Here is a 17185-nt window from a genome sequence, read left to right on the forward strand (position 1 = left end):
TCCTCGGTCTGTCAGGCGGTCGCGTGGTGGATGTAGCACCAGCGCCAGGTCTCGCCCGCCTCCGCGGACTGCATGACCGGGTGGCCGGTGTCGTGGAAGTGGTTCGTCGCGTGCTGCGCCGGGGAGCTGTCGCAGCAGCCCACGTGCCCGCACTCGAGGCACTGGCGCAGGGCGACCCAGCGGGCGCCCTCCGCCACGCAGCTCGCGCACACGGGATCCTCGGGCGTCTCCGCGATGGGGAAGGCCTGCAGCTCCTCGCACCAGCCGCCCTCGCCGGCGCCGGTCGCGACCATGTCGCCGTGCGCGCCCTCGGCCTCGTCGAGCATCGACTCCTCGAGGTCGAGCATGCCGAGCACCTCGCGGATCACGTGGGACGGGGTGCGGCCCTTGCTGCGGATCTCGAGCACCTTCGTGCGCTCGGCGCGCAGCATCCGCCGGCGCAGGCGGGTGTACGCCTGGCTGGGCGTCTCGTCGTCGGAGGAGGTGGACAGCCGCTCCCAGGCGGCGAAGCTGCGCTGGTCCACGCGGGCGCGGACCCCGGCGATCACGTCCTCCGGGGTCTCCCCCGCGCAGGTCTCGAGCTCGGCGAGGCCGGCCTCCCCCGCCTTGTGCAGCACGGTCGCGCGGGCGAGGGCCTCGACGGCCGGGTCCTCGGGGCGCACCCGCAGCAGCCGGGTGAGCCAGGGCAGGCTCAGGCCCTGGAGGTAGAGCGTGCCGAGCACGACCGTGAGCGAGGCGAGCACGAGCAGGTCGTGGTGCGGCACGGAGGCGGGGATGACGAAGACCGCCGCGATGGTCACGACGCCGCGCATGCCGGCCCAGGAGACGACGAGCGCATGGGACCACGGCTCCCGGTCCCGGTCCTTCCGCGTGAGGTTCTGCAGGCCGTGGACGAGGCTCACCCACAGCACGCGCAGCACGATCACCGCGGCGAGCACGGCGAGGCAGAAGCCGATCGCGCGGAGCGCGGAGACGCTGCCGTCGAGGCCCGCGACGATGCTCGCCGCCTGCAGGCCGATCAGCAGGAAGACGGCCTGCTCGAGCAGGTAGGCGATGCTCGTCCAGGTCACGCGCTCGGTGATGCGGGAGGCGGAGGTCTGCACGATCGGCGCCTTGTGGCCGATCAGCAGGCCCGCGACGACCACCGCGATGACGCCCGAGGCCTCGATCTCCTCCGCCACCAGGTAGGCGGCGAAGGGGATGACGAAGGAGATGCCGGTGTCGATGAGCGGGTCGTGGACGAGCCGGCGCACCTGCACCACGACGAGCGCGACGAGCAGGCCGATGATCAGCCCGCCGCCCGCGGCGATGACGAAGTCCTCCGCGATCGTGGCGACGGCGACCGTGCCGGAGATCGCGGCGATCGCGGTGCGCAGGGAGACCAGTGCCGTCGCGTCATTGAGCAGCGACTCGCCCTCGAGGACCGTGACGATCTGCCGGGGCAGGCCGATCCGTCGGGCCACCGCGCTCGCGGAGACCGCGTCCGGCGGGGCGACGACGGCGCCGAGCGCGATCGCGACCGGCCAGCCGACGTCGGGCATGATCGCCATGACCACGGCGGCGACGCCGAGCGTCGTGAGGACGACGAGCGCGACGGAGAGCAGCAGGACGGGGACGATGTTCGCCTTGATGTCCTGGATCGAGGTCTGCAGCGACGTGGAGTAGAGCAGCGGCGGCAGCAGGCCGAACAGCACGAGCTCCGGGGAGAGCTCGACCGCGGGGATCATCGGCAGGAACGAGCCGACGAGGCCGACGGCGAGCAGCACCATGGGCGGCGGGAGGCGCAGGCGCTCGGCGAGCGCGGTCCCCGCGAGGGTGGCGACCGCGAGGCCCACGACGAGAAGGAGGATGTCCACTCCAGGGATCATGCCGCACCCGGGCCGCGTCCGGGAGGCTCCGGGCGTACCCCCAGGGGGCGGCGATAGGCTCGGGGGGTTCCGCCCTCGACCAGGACCGGGGTGACCGTGACCGATCCCAGTGACCGCCCGGACCCGGGGCCCACCGCGCCCGGGGAGCAGGACCTGCCCTGGAAGGCGACGGCGGAGCGCCGCGACCTGTGGGGACCGGTCGAGAAGCCCCTCGAGGGCACCGTGCACTCGCCCGGCGCCCCGCGCCGCGGGCGCCTGCTCGGCCTGGGGCTGCCGCTCCTGCTGGGGGTGGTCGCCGGGGCCGCGACGCTCCTGCTCGGCATCGGCGGGATCGCCGGGATCGCGCTCGCCGCCGGGGTCGGCGTGGTCGCCGCGGGAGGCAGCGGGCTCGCCCTGCGCGCGCTCCGACCCGAGGCGCCGCTCCTCGAGGTCGCCGGGGCGGAGGTCGCCGACGGCACCCGCACCCTGCTCGAGGGGATCCTCCGCGACGCCGCCGTCGGCCACGAGCGCATCACGGGACTGCGCGCGAGCAGCCGCGACGCGGCCGTCGGCCCCGTGCTGGGCCGCGCGGAGGACCTCTACACCCGGATCGAGGCGCTCGCCCGCACCGAGGAGGTGCAGTCGCGACGGCCGTCCGACGGCGCGCTCGCCCTGCTCGAGGGCATGGCGGACCGCTACGTGCCCGAGCTGCTGGACGCCGTCGAGGACACCGCCGGGTTCCTCGCGACCTTCGCGGGCGCCGCCCGCGAGGAGGCCCTGACGAACCTGCGCGGCATCGACGAGCAGCTCACCGTGCTCGGCGAGAGCCTCGAGGAGATCGAGAAGGACCTCGTCGCCGGCGTGACCCGCTCCCTCGACGTGCACGCCGAGTTCCTCCGCACCCGCTTCGCCGACCACCACGTCACCCCGACCATCGACCTCTGACCCGCACGAGACCAGGAGAAGCCATGGACAAGCTGCAGCCGCCCACCCCCGAGCCGGAGATCGTCGCCGCGGAGCCCGTCGAGGAGCTCAGCGAGGAGAAGGCCGTCTCCCTGCTGAGCGACCTGCCCGCCGAGCAGGCGAAGGAGCTCGAGCAGCGGGCCGGCAGCTGGATCGACGAGGTCTCCGCGCTGAACCCGCACTCGCAGGAGTTCAGCGCGCAGGTCGCCGCGATCGGCGCGGTCGCCAAGAAGACCTTCGAGCGCACGGGCGCCTCGAGCTCCCGCTTCATGGAGCAGTCGATGCGGGACGCCCGCGACGGCGGCGCCCAGGAGAAGGTCGCCCAGAGCCTCGTCCAGCTGCGCACCCGCATGGAGGACCTCGCGCCGAAGCCGGACACCTTCGCCACCAAGGCGCTGTCCTTCCTGCCCGGTCGCGGCGCCGCGAAGCGCTACTTCCGCGGCTTCGAGTCCAACCAGAAGCAGCTCGACGAGGTGCTCCAGGCGCTGGGCCGCGGGCAGGAGATGCTGCAGCGGGACAACGCCGAGCTCGCCGTGGAGCGCCGCTCCCTGTGGGAGGACCTCCAGAACCTCCAGAAGGCCTCCCACCTGCTGGGACAGCTCGACTCGCAGGTCGTGGACCGGGCCGCGCAGGCGCGGGCGGAGGGCCGGGCCGACGTCGCCGACGGCCTCGAGCGGGACGTGCTGTTCGCGGTGCGCCAGCGCCGCCAGGACGTCGCCACCCAGATCGCCGTGACCGTCCAGGCCTACCTCTCGATGGGCCTCATCGAGGACAACAACACCCAGCTCGCGCGCGGCGTGGCCCGCGCCCGCACCACGACCGTGACCGCGCTGCGCACGGCGGTGATCACGGCGCAGGCGCTCGAGAACCAGCAGATCGTGCTCGACCAGATCGACGCGGTCAACCGCACCACGAACGACCTCATCGACCGCACCTCGCAGATGCTCGCCCAGAACACGGCGCGCATCCAGGAGCAGGCGGCCACCTCGGGCGTCTCCCCCGAGACCCTCCAGCGTGCCTTCGACAACCTCTTCACGACCATGGACGGGATCGACGCCTTCCGCGCCAAGGCCAACGAGAACTTCCTGACCACCGTGAACGCCCTCGAGCAGCAGGTGGGGCGCGCCCACCCGTACGTCGAGCGGCTCCAGCACGACCCCGCCGAGGACCGCACCCTCGAGGGCGGGACCCGCACGAACCTGTCCATCGAGGACTGAGCCGGCGCACGCGAGCGGCCCCTGCCCCCGGTGGCTCGGGAGCAGGGGCCGCCTGCGTGCTGCGGGAGGGACCTCAGACGGAGGTGTCCACGCGGGTGCCGTCCGGCTGGATGCCCGGGGTGGCCTCGACCGGGTTCCGGCCGGCCCAGGCGCGCATGCCGATCGCGGCGCCGATCGCCCCGAGCACGAGGACCGCGCCCAGGAAGAACATGCCGTTGACCGGGTTGCCGGTCGCGTCGGAGACCGCGCCGACCACGTAGGGGCCGACGAAGCCGCCGATGTTGCCGAAGGAGTTCACGAACGCGATGCCGACGGCCGCGGTGGCGCCCACGAGGTAGCGGGTGGGCAGCGCCCAGAACACGCCGGCGACCGCGTAGAGGAAGAACGCCGCCATGGACATGGCCGCGATCTGCAGCGGCCCGGGCGGGGCGACGGCGGCGAGCAGGATGCCGATCGCCGCGCCCACATAGATCACGATGAGCGGGATCCAGTTCTCGCGCATGCGGGCGGCGAGCCGCGAGGTGACGAAGATGCCGATCACGCCGAAGAGGTACGGGATCGTGGCGAGCCAGCCCGTCTCCGCGGAGGAGTCGCTGAACGCGCTGATCACGGTGGGAAGCCAGAAGCTCAGGCCGTAGATGCCGACGGTCGAGGGGAAGAAGAGCAGGGCGAACACCCACACGTACTTCGAGCGCAGGGCCCGCAGCGGGTTCGCGTGCGACTCCTGGCCGTAGAGCAGGCGGTCCTTGTCCAGCTCGGTCTCGATCCAGGTCGCCTCCGCGTCGGAGATCCACGGGGCGGAGCGCGGGGTGTCCCGCAGCCACAGCAGGGTGGGGACCGCGGCGACCATCGCGACGACGCCCGCGAGGATGAACAGCCAGTGCCAGCCCTGCAGGCCGAACCAGCTCAGCTCGAGCACGACGCCGGAGAGCGGGCCCATGACGAGGAAGGCGATCGGGGCGGCGAGCACGAAGGTGCCGGTGGCCTTGGTGCGGTGGCGCTGCGGGAACCAGAAGGTCAGGTAGAACAGCACACCCGGGTAGAAGCCGGCCTCGGCGACGCCCAGCAGGAAGCGCAGCAGGTAGAACAGGCCGGTCGAGTTCGTCAGCGCGGTGAGGGCCGTGATGAGACCCCACGTGAAGAGGATCCGCGCGAACCACTTCCGGGCCCCGACCTTGGGGAGGATGTAGTTCGAGGGGACCTCGAAGAGGAAGTACGCGAGGAAGAACAGGCCCGCGCCGAGGCCGAAGGCGGCGTCGCTGAGGCCCACCTCCGCGGACATCTGGGTCTTCGCGAAGCCGAGCACGGAGCGGTCGATGTACGCGATCGTGTACAGGACCATGACGAAGGGCACGATGCGCCAGGTGATCTTGGAGATGAGCCGGCGCTCGTCGATCTGGGCGGATGATTCCACGATGAATCCTCTGGGCGAGTAGGGCAGGGGGATGCGCCGCCGAGCCGGCGGGCGCGTGGCCCGCCGGCGGCGGTCGGGGTGCTGCTGGGGTGGAGGCCCGGGTCAGGAGGCCTTGGGGGCGGGGCCGAGCTCGGCGAGGAGCTGCGACATCTTCGCGTAGGCGTTGTTGCGGTAGGCGACGAGCTCGGCGCTCGTGGCCTCGTCGTAGGTGCCGAGCAGGCCGGCGCCGTTCTTCACGCCCTTGCGGTCCGCGGCGACGGCGTCCTTCAGCAGCTGCGGGGTCGCGAGCCGCTCGCCGAAGGCGTTCTCGAAGGTCTCGAAGCAGTTGGCGTAGACGTCGAGGCCGGCCTGGTCGGCGATCGCGAAGGGGCCGAAGAAGCCGAGGCGGAAGCCGAAGGTCGTGCGGACGATCGTGTCGACGTCCTCCTTCGTGGCGACGCCCTCCTCGACGATCGACATGGCCTCCTTGAGCAGCACGTACTGGAGGCGGTTGAGGACCATGCCGGGGGTGTCGGCGACCTGTGCGCCCTGGTTGCCGGAGCGCTCGAGCAGCGCCTTGACGGCCGCGACGGTCTCCGGCGTGGTGGCCTCGCCGGCGACGAGCTCGACGCCCGGGATGAAGGGGGCCGGGTTGGAGAAGTGCACGGTGAGGAAGCGCTCGGGGTGCTTCACGGCGCTCTCGAGCTCCTTCACCGGGATGGTGGAGGTGTTGGTGCCGATGATCGTGTCGGGGCGGGCGTGCTCGGAGATGAGGCCGAGCACCTGGCGCTTGACGTCGAGCCGCTCGAAGACGGCCTCCTCGACGAGGTCGACGTCCGCGACGGCCTCCTCGATCGTCTTGCCCGCGGAGATGTTCTTCTCGACGAGGTCCGCGCTGCCGGGGGCGAAGAGCCCCTGGGCCTCGAACTCGCGGGCCTCGTTGCGGAGGCGCTCGAGGGAGGCGTTCGCGGTCTCGACGCTGACGTCGGCGAGGGTCACGTCGAGGCCGGCGATCGCGAGGACCTGGGCGATGCCGCCGCCCATGTAGCCGGCGCCGACGATCGTCACGGTGGAGATGGTCATGCTGGGGGACTCCTTCGTCTGTGCTGGGCCGCGGGCCCGGGTCGTGCCCGGTGTCTCTCGCCGCGGCGACAGCAGTGATCCTATGGGATATCTGGTGAATGTGGGAGGGGCCGGTCAGACCATGTGCTTGCCGCCGTCGACGAAGACCGAGTCCCCGTTGACGAAGCTCGAGTCCTCGCTGGTCAGGAACTTGATGAGGCCCGCGACCTCCTGGGGCTGGCCGACGCGCTGCAGCGGGATGTCGGCGGACATCCCGGCCTTGCGCTCGTCGGTGAGGGTGCCGCCCATGATGTCGGTGTCGATCGGGCCCGGGACGATGGCGTTGCAGGTGATCCCGTGCTTGCCGAGCTCACGGGCGCCGCCGCGGGTCAGACCCAGCACGGCGGCCTTCGCCGCCGCGTAGCCGATCTTGGAGAAGGTGCCGCCGCCGTCGTAGGCGGTGATCGAGGCGGTGTTGACGATGCGGCCGCCGTGACCGCCCTCGATCATGCGGGTCGCCGCGGCCTGCATCATGAACAGGGTGCCCTTGGCGTTGACATTCATGACGCGGTCCCAAGTCTCGCCGTCGAGCTCGAAGATCGAGTGCGGGCTGGGGATGCCGGCGAGGTTCACCTCGGCGATGACGGGCGGGAGCTCCCGGTCGATCACCGCGAACGCGGCCTCCACGGACTCCTTGTCGGAGATGTCGACGCCGACGCCGATCACCGTGCGGCCGGACTCGGCGGCGAGCTCCGTCGCGAACTCCTGCACGGCGGCCGCGTCGATGTCGAGGGCGGCGACGTCCCAGCCGGCGGCGGCCAGGGCGCGGGCGACGTGGCGGCCGATGCCGCGCGGGGCGCCCGCCCCGGTGACGACGGCGGTGCGCTTCTCAGGGAACGTGCTGGTCATTGCTGCTCCTTCGCAGGGTGATGACGAGGGGATCGGGGTCAGGCGAGGGCCGAGGTGAGCACCTGGCGCACGTACTGCACGTTCTCGGCGATGACGCCGAGCGAGTCCGAGCCGTAGTGCTCGCAGCAGAACGGGCCGGTGTAGCCGAGCTCGACGGCGCGGCGGATCACCTGGCGGTAGTTGATGTAGCCGTACTTGAGCGGGGTCGGTGCGGTCGCGTAGGCGCCGGTCGCCGGGTCGAAGTCCCGCGAGTAGTTCTTGATGTGCCAGAAGTTCGCGTGCGGCAGCACCTTCTCGAACATGTCCTGCCAGGGCTCGACCTCGCGGTGCAGGCGCACGATGTTGCCGATGTCCGGGTTCAGGCCCACGTTCGCGTGGTCGACGTCGCCCAGGAAGGAGACGGCGTCGTCGGCCGTGCCGACGTAGGTGTCCTCGTACATCTCGAGGCTGATCTGCACGCCGTTCTCCTGACCGAGGTCGCCGAGCTCGCGGATCCGCTCGATCGCGAGGTCGCGCAGGGCCGGGTCGTCGTGGTGGCCGTCCTCGAGCCAGAACCACACCGAGTCGTTCTGCGCCGGGGTCGTGGCCTGCATGAAGCCGGTGTTCACGACGGTCACGCCGAAGCTCGGGGCGAGCTCGACGAAGCGGCGCGCATCGGCGAGGTTCTGCTCGCCGTTCCGGGCGTCCACGACGGAGTTGCGGGTCATGGAGATCGAGGCGAGGGAGAGGCCCTCGCCGTCGAGCACGCGGCGGAACTCCTCGAGGCGCTCGTCGGAGAGCTTCGCGAGCGGCAGCCAGGCGTCGGTGGGGTCGATCTGGTCGACGCCCAGCTCCTTGACCTGTCGGAGCTGCGAGGCCCAGACCGAGGACGAGGCCTCCAGGGTGGGGGTGCCGTCCGGCGTGGTGTTGCCGAAGGACAGCATGTTGGCGCCGATCGGCCAGTTCTCAGCGGTGAGCATCAGATGCCTTCCTCGATGAAGTGTTCGCCGTAGATCCTATAGGAAAAGATCGCGGCGTGGGAAGCGGGGCGTCGGCTCGGCGGCGCCGCAGGTCAGGAGGCGGGCGGAGGCGGGCCCACGGAGGACCGCACGACGAGCTCTGGCTCGACCACGCGACGCGTCGGGGCCTCGCCGCTGCCGATCATCTCGTGGAGACCCTCGACCGCCATCGCCCCGAGCCCCCGGAAGTCCAGCCGGAGCGTGGTGAGCGGGGGCGAGAAGTACCGGGCGGCGGGCATGTCGTCCACCCCCACGATCGAGTAGTCCCGCGGGGCTCGGAGGCCCCGTCGCTCCATCCCGCTGAGGAACCCGAGGGCGATCTCGTCGTTCGCGGCGAGGACGCCGGTGAAGGAGCCCGGCTCCACCCGTCCCGCCGCACGCGCGCCGCCCTCGGAGGACCAGTCCCGCGCCCCACCCTCCACGGAGGGCTCGAGGCCCGCCTCGGTCATCGCCGCGCGGTACCCGCGCTCGCGCTCGCGCGCCTCGTTGCGCGGCTCCGGCCCGGCGAGATGCAGGATCCGGCGATGCCCGGCGGCCACGAGGTGCCGGGTCCCCTCGAGGGCCGCTGCGAAGGAGTGCGTGCCGACGCTGCCCTCCGCCCCATGGGGCAGCTCGGTGAGCCGGACCAGGGGGACCTGGGCACGGGCCGCGGCGAGATCGTCCTCGATCCCAGGGTAGGAGGCGGAGACGAGCAGGCCGTCGACCGGCTCGCCGAGGAAGTGGTCCAGGGCGCGACGCACCTCGCGGCGCCAGGGCTCCGCTCCGGAGGAGTCTTCGGGGCCGACGTCGACCTGCGCGATCATCAGCACCTGGTCGAGGGAGCGGGCGGCCTGGCTCACGCCGGTGAGGATCTGGGCGCTGCCGTGGACCAGCTCTCCCACGGAGAGCAGACCGATCACCCCGCTGCGCTTCGCACGGAGGCTCCGGGCCCCACGGTGGGGCCGGTAGCCGAGCTCCTCGACCGCTGCCGCGATCCGGGAACGGGTCGCGGCGGAGACGTACCCGGTGCCCGTGACAAAGCGGGAGACCGTCTGCGCGGAGACGCCTGCCGTGCGACCGACATCCGCCATGCTGGGCCGATGTGGGGCCGCTGACCTGGGCATTCGCACGTCCTTCGGGAGGGGTCTTCCTCGGTGAACGATCACATGTTAGCGTCTGCGATCGATCACACAATTGGCCAACCGGTTCGCCAGGGTTGGCTTCGGACAGGACCAGAGGTCGACGATGACTCGCATCCCCCGCACCCCCTCGCCCGCTCCCGCCCCGCGCCGCTGGCGCCCCGGCGAGACACCCTGGGCCACGATCGACGGCGTCGCCGCACCCGCCGCCGCGCCGCCGTCGGCCCGCGTCATCGTCGACAACGACTTCGCCGGCGACCCCGACGACCTCTACCAGCTCGTGCACCACCTCCTCTCCCCCGCCGTCACGATCCCGCTCGTCGTCGGATCCCGGCTGCGGGAGGGCGACGGCTTCTACCCCGGCGCGGACTCCGCGACCCAGGCCGCGGCCATCGCCCGTGACGTGATGGACCGGATGGGATGCGACGCCGCGGAGATCGTCGTCGCGGGCTCCAACACTCCGCTCCCGGATCGCGGCACCCCGCAGCCCTCGAGCGCCGCCGCCGCGATCATCGACGAGGCCCTCCGCGAGGACACCGGGCTGCCGCTCTTCTACGCGGCCGGCGGAGGCCTCACCGACCTCGCCACCGCACTGCTGCTCGAGCCCCGCATCGCCGAGCGCATGACCCTGCTGTGGATCGGCGGCAACGAGCACCCGGAGCTCGCGGCCCCGCCGCCCGGTGGGATGCCGATCGAGTACAACCTGCTCATCGACGTGAACGCCGCCCAGGTGGTGTTCACCGACTCCGCACTGCCGATCTGGCAGATCCCCCGGGACGTCTACCGCCAGTGCCTCGTCTCCTCCGCCGAGCTGCGACGGCGCGTGGCGGCGACGGGGCCCGTCGGCCGGTACCTCCACGAGGAGACCCGGGCCGTCGTCGAGACGGTCGCCGCGCACGGTCACGCCATGCCGGAGACCTACGCCCTCGGCGACTCGCCGCTCGTGCTGCTCACCGCCCTCCGCTCCGCCTTCGAGCCGGACTCCGCCTCGAGCCGCCACGTCGTCGTGCCGACGCCCGCCCTCGAGGCCGACGGCACCTACACCGCCCGACCCGACGCCCGGCCGATGCGGATCTACACCCAGGTCGACACGCGCCTGATGTTCGAGGACCTCTTCACGAAGCTCGCCGAGCTCGACGCCTGGCTCGCCTCCGCCTGAACCGCCCCACCTGTCCATCCCGCTCGACGAGGAGCCCCCATGACCAAGCACCCCCACCCCTCGCACCCGCCGCGTCATCATCGACACCGACGCCAAGAACGAGGCGGACGACCAGTTCGCGATCGTCCACGCCCTGCTCTCCGAGACCCTCGACGTGCGCGGCCTCATCGCCGCCCACTTCGGTGAGGAGCGCTCCGCGACCAGCATGCTCGACTCCCGCGCGGAGATCGACCTGCTCCTGGGCCACCTCGGCCGGGCCGACGTGCGCGTCGAGAACGGGGCCGAGGCGGCCCTGCCCGACGAGACCGTCGCCGCGGACTCCCCCGGTGCTCGGCTGATCATCGAGGAGGCGCACCGGCAGGACGCGGGCCCCCTCCAAATCGCCTTCCTGGGCCCGCTCACCGACATGGCCTCCGCGCTGCTCCTGGACCCGAGCATCGCCGGGACGGACACGACCGTGATCTGGATCGGCGGGCCGGGCTACGACGACCGCGAGACCGGCGAGCGCTCCGAGTTCAACCTCCGCAACGACGTCGCCGCGGCGAACGTCGTCTTCCGCTCCGGGATCCGGATCTGGCAGGTGCCGCGCAGCGCCTACGTCATGACCTCCGTCGGCTACGCGGAGCTCGAGGAGAGGGTCGCGCCCTGCGGGGAGCTGGGCCGCTACCTCGTGGACCAGCTCGTGGCCTGGAACGCGCGCTGGGTGGACGGCCCCATCGAGCACCGCGCCCTCGGCGACTCCCCCGCGATCGGGCTCATGCTCAACGCCCACGGCGGCCTGTTCCGCACCCGTCCCGCACCGACCTTCGGGGCGGAGGGCGGGCTGCTCCCCGGCACCGGCGGCACCGTGCGGGTGTGCGAGCTGTACGACGGCCGCTACCTGCTCGAGGACTTCTTCGCGAAGCTGCGGCGCTTCGCCGGGATCACCCCGGGGAGCCCGTCGTGACCGCACGCCGCAGCGTCCTCGCCGGCGGGCTCGCGCTGCCGGGGGCGCTCTCGCTCGCCGCCTGTGCGAGCGGGGTGGGCACGACCGACACGGCCGACGGCCTCACCGTCCTCACCTACGACGACGTCGACTCCGCCGAGCTGCTGCGCGAGCAGCTCGCGGGCTTCACCGCCGACTCCGGCACCGCCACGACCCTCGACACCGTCCCCGGCTCCGGCGCCGCCCAGTTCCCCGACAAGCTCCGCACCCGCATCCTCGGCGGCAACGCCCCGGACGTGTGGCGCATCTGGGGCGGGCAGATCGGCCAGCCCTTCGTCGACGCGGGGCTCACCGTGGACCTCGCGCCCTACTACGAGCAGTACGGCTGGGAGGAGGCCCTCGCCCCCGCCGGGATCGAGGGGATGACCTTCCACGGCGAGCGCCACGGCGCCCCGCTCAACGTCGCCTCGCTCGGGGCCTGGTGCAACGCCGCGCTCTTCGAGCAGGCCGGCGCCGCGGTCCCCACCACCTACGGCGAGCTCGAGGCCGCGAACGAGGCGATCCTCGCCTCCGGCGTCACGCCCGCCGGGTTCGGCGGCAAGTACGGCTGGCACATCATGCGGCTGTTCGAGTACCTGCTCGAGACGACCGCCGGGCCCGAGCTGCACGACGCGCTCCTCGTGGGCGAGGAGAGCTGGGAGAACCAGGCCGTCGTCGAGGCCTTCGAGCTCTTCCGCACCTGGAACGACCGCGGCTGGATCACCCCCGGCGCCCTCGGCGTCGCCCCGGCGGACGCCGAGCAGAGCTTCGTGCAGGGCACCACCGCCTACACGATCAGCGGCCCGTGGATCGAGGGGCAGTACATCCTCCCCTCGGGGAAGCCCGTCACGGACTTCGACACCTTCCTGCTCCCCACCGACCACGACGTGGTGCGCCACTCCGGCTTCGTCGAGGGGTTCATGATCTCGGCGACCAGCGGGGCACCCGACGAGGCCGCCGCTCTCCTCGCGCACCTCCTCACCCCCGCGGTGCAGAAGGCCCTCGGGAACTCGCAGTCCGCCGTGCTCGCGTCCCCACCGGACCCGGAGCAGTTCCCGCTCAGCGCCGCATGGACCTCGATCCGGGAGACCAGCCCGATCTACACGATCCAGGACCAGGCCTTCCCCAAAGCGGTGGCGGACAGCTACTTCGCCGTCCAGTCGAGCGTGCTGCAGGGCAAGGACGACCCGCGCACCGCCGCCGCCGACATGCAGACGATCGTCTCCGAATGGAGGAACCAGGCATGAGCGCAGGAACCCTCGACCCCTCGGCGGTCCGCCGGCCACGCCTGCTCCCGTGGGCCTTCGCCGCCCCGGCCCTCGTCATCTACCTGGCCTTCCTGGTCTGGCCCGCGCTGCAGGCCCTGTGGATCAGCCTCACCGACTGGGACGGACTCTCCGACACGCAGCACTTCGTGGGGCTCGCGAACTACACGGCGATGCTCTCCGACTCCGTGGTCGGGATCGCCGCGGTCAACAACGTGCTCTGGGCGCTCGTGACGATCGCCCTTCCGATGGTGCTGGGCCTGCTGCTCGCGGTGGTGCTGAACCGGAGATCCCGCACCTCCCCCGTGCTGCGCTCGGTCTTCTACGCCCCGGCCGTGCTGCCGCTCGTCTCGATCGCCTCGATCTGGGCGTGGCTGTACGACCCGACCGACGGGGCGATCAACACGGTGCTCGGCGCATTGGGCCTCGACGCCCTGCAGCAGAGCTGGCTGGGTCAGGACTCCACCGCGCTGTGGGCCGTGATGATCCCCGCCGTGTGGGTGCGCACCGGGTTCCCGATGCTCCTGTACCTGGCGGCGCTGCAGTCGATCCCGAGCGAGCAGTACGAGGCGGCGTCGATGGACGGTGCGAACCGCTGGCAGCAGTTCTGGCGGATCACCGTGCCGAGCCTGCGCGACACGCACTACATCGTGCTCGCCTTGTCCCTCATCGAGTCGTTCAAGGCCTTCGACCTCGTCTACGCCATGACCTACGGCGGCCCCGGCTACACGACGCAGGTCATGGGCACATGGATGTACGCGAACGTCTTCCAGTACTTCGAGGCCGGCTACGGCACGGCCATCGCCGTCGTCATCACCCTGGTCGCCCTCGCCGCCGGGATCCCCTACGTCCGATCGCAGGTGAAGAGCTCATGACCGCCACCGCCGCCTCCCGCCCCCGCCCGCACCGTCGCCGCCTCGAGGGCGGCGTCGTGACCGCCGGCTCCGTGGTCGCCGCGCTCGTGTGGATCTCGCCGCTGATCCTGCTGGTGATCTCCGCACTGCGCCCGCTCTCCGACTTCCTCAGCCACGGCCCGGTCTCCTGGCCCGGCGAGCTCACCCTCGCGAACTTCCCGGAGGCCTGGGCCGCGGGACAGTTCGGGACGGCGTACCTCAACAGCGCCTTCCTGCTCGTCGTGAAGGTGCCGCTGGGCGTCTTCATCGCGTCGCTGCTCGCCTACGCCCTGTCCAAGCTCGAGTTCCCTTTCCGCAGCGCCGTCCTGTTCACCGTGGTGCTGGGGATGACGATCCCGATCTACATCGCGATCGTGCCGCTGTTCAGCATGCTGCGCAGCGCCGGCATGACGGACTCGATCGTCGGGATCATCCCGCCGTACATCGCCTTCGGCCTGCCCTTCGAGGTGCTCGTGCTGCAGGCGTTCTTCCGGCGGGTGCCGGACGAGCTGATCGAGGCCGCCCGCCTCGACGGCGCGGGGGACGCGCGGATCTTCTTCCGCCTGGTGCTGCCTCTCTCCGTGCCCGCGCTCGTGACGGTGGGTATCCTCGACGCGGTCTCCACCTGGAACGAGCTGTTCCTCGCGCTGTCGCTGCTGAGCTCCGAGGGGAACCGGACGATCCCGCTGGGCCTGCTGAACTTCCAGGGCCAGTTCGCGACGAACTACACGGGCCTCGCCGCGGGGATCCTCATCGCCGTGGTGCCGATCCTGGTGCTGTACCTGCTGCTGCAGAAGTACATCGTGGGCGGGCTGACGGCCGGCGCGACGAAGGGATGATGGCCACCATGACGAGCACGCGACGGAGTGACGAGCCGGTCGACGCCCGGGAGCGGCGCCGGCACGGGCGGTGGAGCCTGCGCCTCGAGGGGGACGAGATCAGCGAGATCGCGCTGGACGGCGTGGTGCTCGTGGAGACCCTGCGACCGGCCGTCCGCGACCGGGACTGGGACACGGTGCCCCCGCAGGTTCTGCGCGAGAGCTGGTCCCACCGGGGCGAGCTGCTCGTGCGGGAGCTCGAGGTCGCGTACACCGGGGCCGACGGCGCGGCGCGCGCGACGACGGTCCTCGAGATCGACCCCGGGAGCGTGCGGGTGCGGTTCACGCTGGAGGCAGAGCCTGCTCTCGTGACGAACCGGGTGGGGCTCACCGTGATGCTGCCCCGTGCGATGGCCGGGGACGACGCGACCGCCCGCACCCCCGACGGCCAGGAGCGGCGCTTCCGCTTCCCGCGCACGGTGTCGCCGTGGCAGCCGCTGTTCGACATCCGCTCCCTCGACCTCTCCCACCGGGACGTGCGGGCGCTGCTGCAGCTCGACGGGGACGTCTTCGAGATGGAGGACCAGCGCAACTGGACGGACGCGAGCTACAAGATCTACAGCCGCCCGCTCGTCCTCCCCTTCCCCTACCGGGTCGAGGCCGGGGAGCGGGTGGTGCAGGAGGTCGAGCTGACCGCGACGTCCCCCGCGCCCGCGGCGACCCGGGACTTCGCCGTCGGTCCCACCACCGCGGCCGCGGTGGACCTGGCGGCGCTGCTCGAGGGCGCGCCCGTGGTGAGGATGCCGCGTCTCGGGGTCGGGGCCACCACGGCGGCCTCGCCGGCCGGTGCTGGTCAGCTCTCCGCGCTCACGGGCCTCGACCACCTGCTCGTCGAGGCCAGCGACCGCTTCGACGTGCCCGCCGTCCTGCGCGCCGCCGCGGCGGAGGCCGCAGCGACGGGGCTCCCCGCCGACCTGTGGGTCATCGGCACGGAGCGCACCGACCTCCCCGCCGTGCTCACCGCCGCCGCGGCCGCGGGGCTCCCCCTGCGCCGGGTGAGCCTGGTCGACGAGTCCCGCCACGTGACCACCCGGGCCCTCGCCCGCACGCTCGCCGCGGCCCTCGCAAGCACGGGTCTCGAGCCCGTCCTCGCCGCCCGCTCCCACTTCACGGAGCTGAACCGCGAGCACGCCGAGCTCCCTGCGGATCTGCCCCTGCTCGCCTTCCCGAGCACGCCCCAGATGCACCAGCAGGAGACCTGGCACGCGGTCGAGGCGATCGGCGCCCTCGCGGACGTGCTCGGCTCCGCCAGGACGCTGCACCCGGATGCCCGCCTGCTGCTGGGCCCCGTGACCCTGCGCCCGCGGGTCAACGCGGTCGCGACGCGGGCGGAGCTCGTGGACCGCGACGACGCCACCGGCCACGGCGCGCACCACGTCCCGGGCTCCGTCGATCCCCGGCAGGGCACCGCCTGGGCCGGGGCCTGGCTCGCCGCGGTCGTCGCCGTCGCCGCCGCGCAGGGGGTCGAGCAGCTCACGCTCATGGAGGCCGCCGGCCCGCGCGGCGTGCTGGGGGACGACGGGCCGACGCCGGCGGGAGAGGCGATCACGCTGCTGGCCGGGCTCGCCGGCCAGCAGCTCCGGGTGCTGCCCGAGCTCACCGGACCGGGCACCGCGGCGATCGCGCACGAGCACGGCCTGGTGCTGGTCAACGCCCGCCTCGAGCCGCTGTCGGCGACCCTGCCCGAGGGCGGCGGCACGGTCACGCTGCCCCCCGGCTCCCTCACCGCGACCGGTTGATAGGTTCCTCCCATGCCAGCCTTCTCCGACAGCTCCTCGGACGCGATCGTCTCCTCCCTGGTGGCGGTCCCGGCCGGGACCCCGGTCTCCCAGGTGGCGCACCGGCTGCTGGAGCTCTTCACGGGCGGCGACCTCGAGGCCGGCACCCGGCTGCCCCCGGAGCGGCAGCTCGCCGCCTCCCTCGGGGTGGGTCGCTCCGCGGTGCGCGAGGCGCTCGCCGCCCTCGAGATCCTCGGCATCATCGACGTGCGCCCGGGCTCCGGCACCTACCTGCGGGGATCCGCGAGCGACCTGCTCCCGCAGACCCTCCGCTGGGGCCTCATGATCGGCGAGCAGAACACCGACCAGCTCATCGAGCTGCGCGCGGGGCTCGAGAGCTACACCGCGCGGCTCGCCGCCGGCCGGGTGGACGCCGCGCTCATCGAGGCCCTGCGCGGCACGATCACCGCGATGGAGGGCGCGCAGGAGGACGCCGCCGCCTTCGTCGCCGCGGATGCGGAGTTCCATGCGGTGCTCGCCCGCGCCGCGGACAACTCGATGCTCACCGACCTGCTCGACGTGAGCCGCACGCTGCTGCGCGTCTACAACGACCGCGCCGTGCACGACCAGGAGGACATGCGCCTGGCCCGGGAGGAGCACGCCGAGATCCTCGCGGCGCTCGAGGCGGCCGACGGCGACCGGGCGGCCTCGGCGATGGTGGCGCACATGGCCACGGCCCGCTCGCGCATCCTCCGCGCCTCGGGCACGGCCGACTGAGCGGCCGCGCCCGCGCGGCGGGCG

General features: G+C 72.4%; 15 protein-coding genes. 9 read left to right on the forward strand and 6 right to left on the reverse strand.

All coding sequences use genetic code 11. From position 1 onward, the window contains the following. Positions 1 to 11: 11 nt before the first annotated feature. On the reverse strand, positions 12 to 1856 hold the full coding sequence (locus tag NLU66_RS02600; RefSeq protein WP_259361399.1) for a Na+/H+ antiporter: 1845 nt from the start codon (positions 1854 to 1856) through the stop codon (positions 12 to 14). Positions 1857 to 1964: 108 nt separating this feature from the next. On the opposite strand from NLU66_RS02600, the gene NLU66_RS02605 reads away from it, so the two are divergent. Further along, positions 1965 to 2792 (forward strand): hypothetical protein, encoded by an 828-nt coding sequence (locus NLU66_RS02605; protein WP_259361400.1) that lies wholly within the window; start codon positions 1965 to 1967, stop codon positions 2790 to 2792. Positions 2793 to 2815: 23 nt separating this feature from the next. Then, positions 2816 to 4027: a toxic anion resistance protein gene (locus NLU66_RS02610; RefSeq protein ID WP_259361401.1), complete on the forward strand. Its 1212-nt coding sequence runs from the start codon at positions 2816 to 2818 to the stop codon at positions 4025 to 4027. Positions 4028 to 4100: 73 nt separating this feature from the next. Here NLU66_RS02610 and NLU66_RS02615 read toward each other — a convergent pair whose 3' ends face one another. The 5 genes from NLU66_RS02615 to NLU66_RS02635 all read right to left on the reverse strand — a co-directional run bounded on the left by NLU66_RS02615 (position 4101) and on the right by NLU66_RS02635 (position 9459). Next, positions 4101 to 5441 carry an MFS transporter gene (locus NLU66_RS02615; protein ID WP_259361402.1) on the reverse strand — a complete coding sequence of 447 codons (1341 nt, stop codon included), beginning with the start codon at positions 5439 to 5441 and terminating at the stop codon, positions 4101 to 4103. A gap of 102 nt (positions 5442 to 5543) precedes the next feature. Then, complete coding sequence (locus NLU66_RS02620; RefSeq protein WP_259361403.1) at positions 5544 to 6503, reverse strand: 3-hydroxyacyl-CoA dehydrogenase family protein; 960 nt, start codon at positions 6501 to 6503, stop codon at positions 5544 to 5546. A 114-nt stretch (positions 6504 to 6617) separates the two neighbouring features. After that, positions 6618 to 7391 (reverse strand): SDR family NAD(P)-dependent oxidoreductase, encoded by a 774-nt coding sequence (locus tag NLU66_RS02625; protein WP_259361404.1) that lies wholly within the window; start codon positions 7389 to 7391, stop codon positions 6618 to 6620. Between the two features lie 38 nt (positions 7392 to 7429). Then, positions 7430 to 8350, reverse strand: a complete 921-nt coding sequence (locus tag NLU66_RS02630; RefSeq protein WP_259361405.1) for a sugar phosphate isomerase/epimerase family protein — start codon at positions 8348 to 8350, stop codon at positions 7430 to 7432. A 92-nt stretch (positions 8351 to 8442) separates the two neighbouring features. Continuing rightward, positions 8443 to 9459, reverse strand: a complete 1017-nt coding sequence (locus NLU66_RS02635; protein ID WP_259361406.1) for a LacI family DNA-binding transcriptional regulator — start codon at positions 9457 to 9459, stop codon at positions 8443 to 8445. Between the two features lie 154 nt (positions 9460 to 9613). Between NLU66_RS02635 and NLU66_RS02640 the strand changes: the two genes are divergently transcribed. The 7 genes from NLU66_RS02640 (at position 9614) to NLU66_RS02670 (ending at position 17161) form a co-directional block, all read left to right on the forward strand. Next, on the forward strand, positions 9614 to 10666 hold the full coding sequence (locus tag NLU66_RS02640; protein WP_259361407.1) for a nucleoside hydrolase: 1053 nt from the start codon (positions 9614 to 9616) through the stop codon (positions 10664 to 10666). 79 nt (positions 10667 to 10745) lie between these two features. Next, positions 10746 to 11612, forward strand: a complete 867-nt coding sequence (locus NLU66_RS02645; RefSeq protein WP_259362526.1) for a nucleoside hydrolase — start codon at positions 10746 to 10748, stop codon at positions 11610 to 11612. Further along, complete coding sequence (locus tag NLU66_RS02650) at positions 11609 to 12877, forward strand: ABC transporter substrate-binding protein (protein WP_259361408.1); 1269 nt, start codon at positions 11609 to 11611, stop codon at positions 12875 to 12877. Before NLU66_RS02645 ends, NLU66_RS02650 begins: the two co-directional genes overlap by 4 nt. Next, a complete protein-coding gene (locus NLU66_RS02655; protein WP_259361409.1) occupies positions 12874 to 13770 on the forward strand; it encodes a carbohydrate ABC transporter permease in 897 nt (298 codons plus the stop codon). The genes NLU66_RS02650 and NLU66_RS02655 overlap by 4 nt, the downstream gene beginning before the upstream one ends. After that, the gene (locus NLU66_RS02660; RefSeq protein ID WP_259361410.1) at positions 13767 to 14627 is read left to right on the forward strand and encodes a carbohydrate ABC transporter permease; all 861 of its coding nucleotides are present in this window, start codon (positions 13767 to 13769) and stop codon (positions 14625 to 14627) included. Before NLU66_RS02655 ends, NLU66_RS02660 begins: the two co-directional genes overlap by 4 nt. Positions 14628 to 14635: 8 nt before the next feature. Then, a complete protein-coding gene (locus NLU66_RS02665; RefSeq protein WP_259361411.1) occupies positions 14636 to 16405 on the forward strand; it encodes a hypothetical protein in 1770 nt (589 codons plus the stop codon). 12 nt (positions 16406 to 16417) lie between these two features. Then, positions 16418 to 17161 carry a FadR/GntR family transcriptional regulator gene (locus tag NLU66_RS02670; protein ID WP_259361412.1) on the forward strand — a complete coding sequence of 248 codons (744 nt, stop codon included), beginning with the start codon at positions 16418 to 16420 and terminating at the stop codon, positions 17159 to 17161. Positions 17162 to 17185: the final 24 nt, after the last annotated feature.

The organism is Brachybacterium sp. NBEC-018 (assembly GCF_024860185.1).
GTDB lineage: Bacteria > Actinomycetota > Actinomycetes > Actinomycetales > Dermabacteraceae > Brachybacterium > Brachybacterium rhamnosum.

Bases quoted from the DNA above. Each gene is read 5' to 3' on its own strand.
- NLU66_RS02625 (WP_259361404.1), bottom strand. From the start codon at position 7,391: ATGACCAGCACGTTCCCTGAGAAGCGCACCGCCGTCGTCACCGGGGCG.
- NLU66_RS02655 (WP_259361409.1), top strand. From the start codon at position 12,874: ATGAGCGCAGGAACCCTCGACCCCTCGGCGGTCCGCCGGCCACGCCTG.
- NLU66_RS02635 (WP_259361406.1), bottom strand. From the start codon at position 9,459: ATGGCGGATGTCGGTCGCACGGCAGGCGTCTCCGCGCAGACGGTCTCC.
- NLU66_RS02610 (WP_259361401.1), top strand. From the start codon at position 2,816: ATGGACAAGCTGCAGCCGCCCACCCCCGAGCCGGAGATCGTCGCCGCG.
- NLU66_RS02670 (WP_259361412.1), top strand. From the start codon at position 16,418: ATGCCAGCCTTCTCCGACAGCTCCTCGGACGCGATCGTCTCCTCCCTG.
- NLU66_RS02665 (WP_259361411.1), top strand. From the start codon at position 14,636: ATGACGAGCACGCGACGGAGTGACGAGCCGGTCGACGCCCGGGAGCGG.
- NLU66_RS02630 (WP_259361405.1), bottom strand. From the start codon at position 8,350: ATGCTCACCGCTGAGAACTGGCCGATCGGCGCCAACATGCTGTCCTTC.
- NLU66_RS02660 (WP_259361410.1), top strand. From the start codon at position 13,767: ATGACCGCCACCGCCGCCTCCCGCCCCCGCCCGCACCGTCGCCGCCTC.
- NLU66_RS02620 (WP_259361403.1), bottom strand. From the start codon at position 6,503: ATGACCATCTCCACCGTGACGATCGTCGGCGCCGGCTACATGGGCGGC.
- NLU66_RS02640 (WP_259361407.1), top strand. From the start codon at position 9,614: ATGACTCGCATCCCCCGCACCCCCTCGCCCGCTCCCGCCCCGCGCCGC.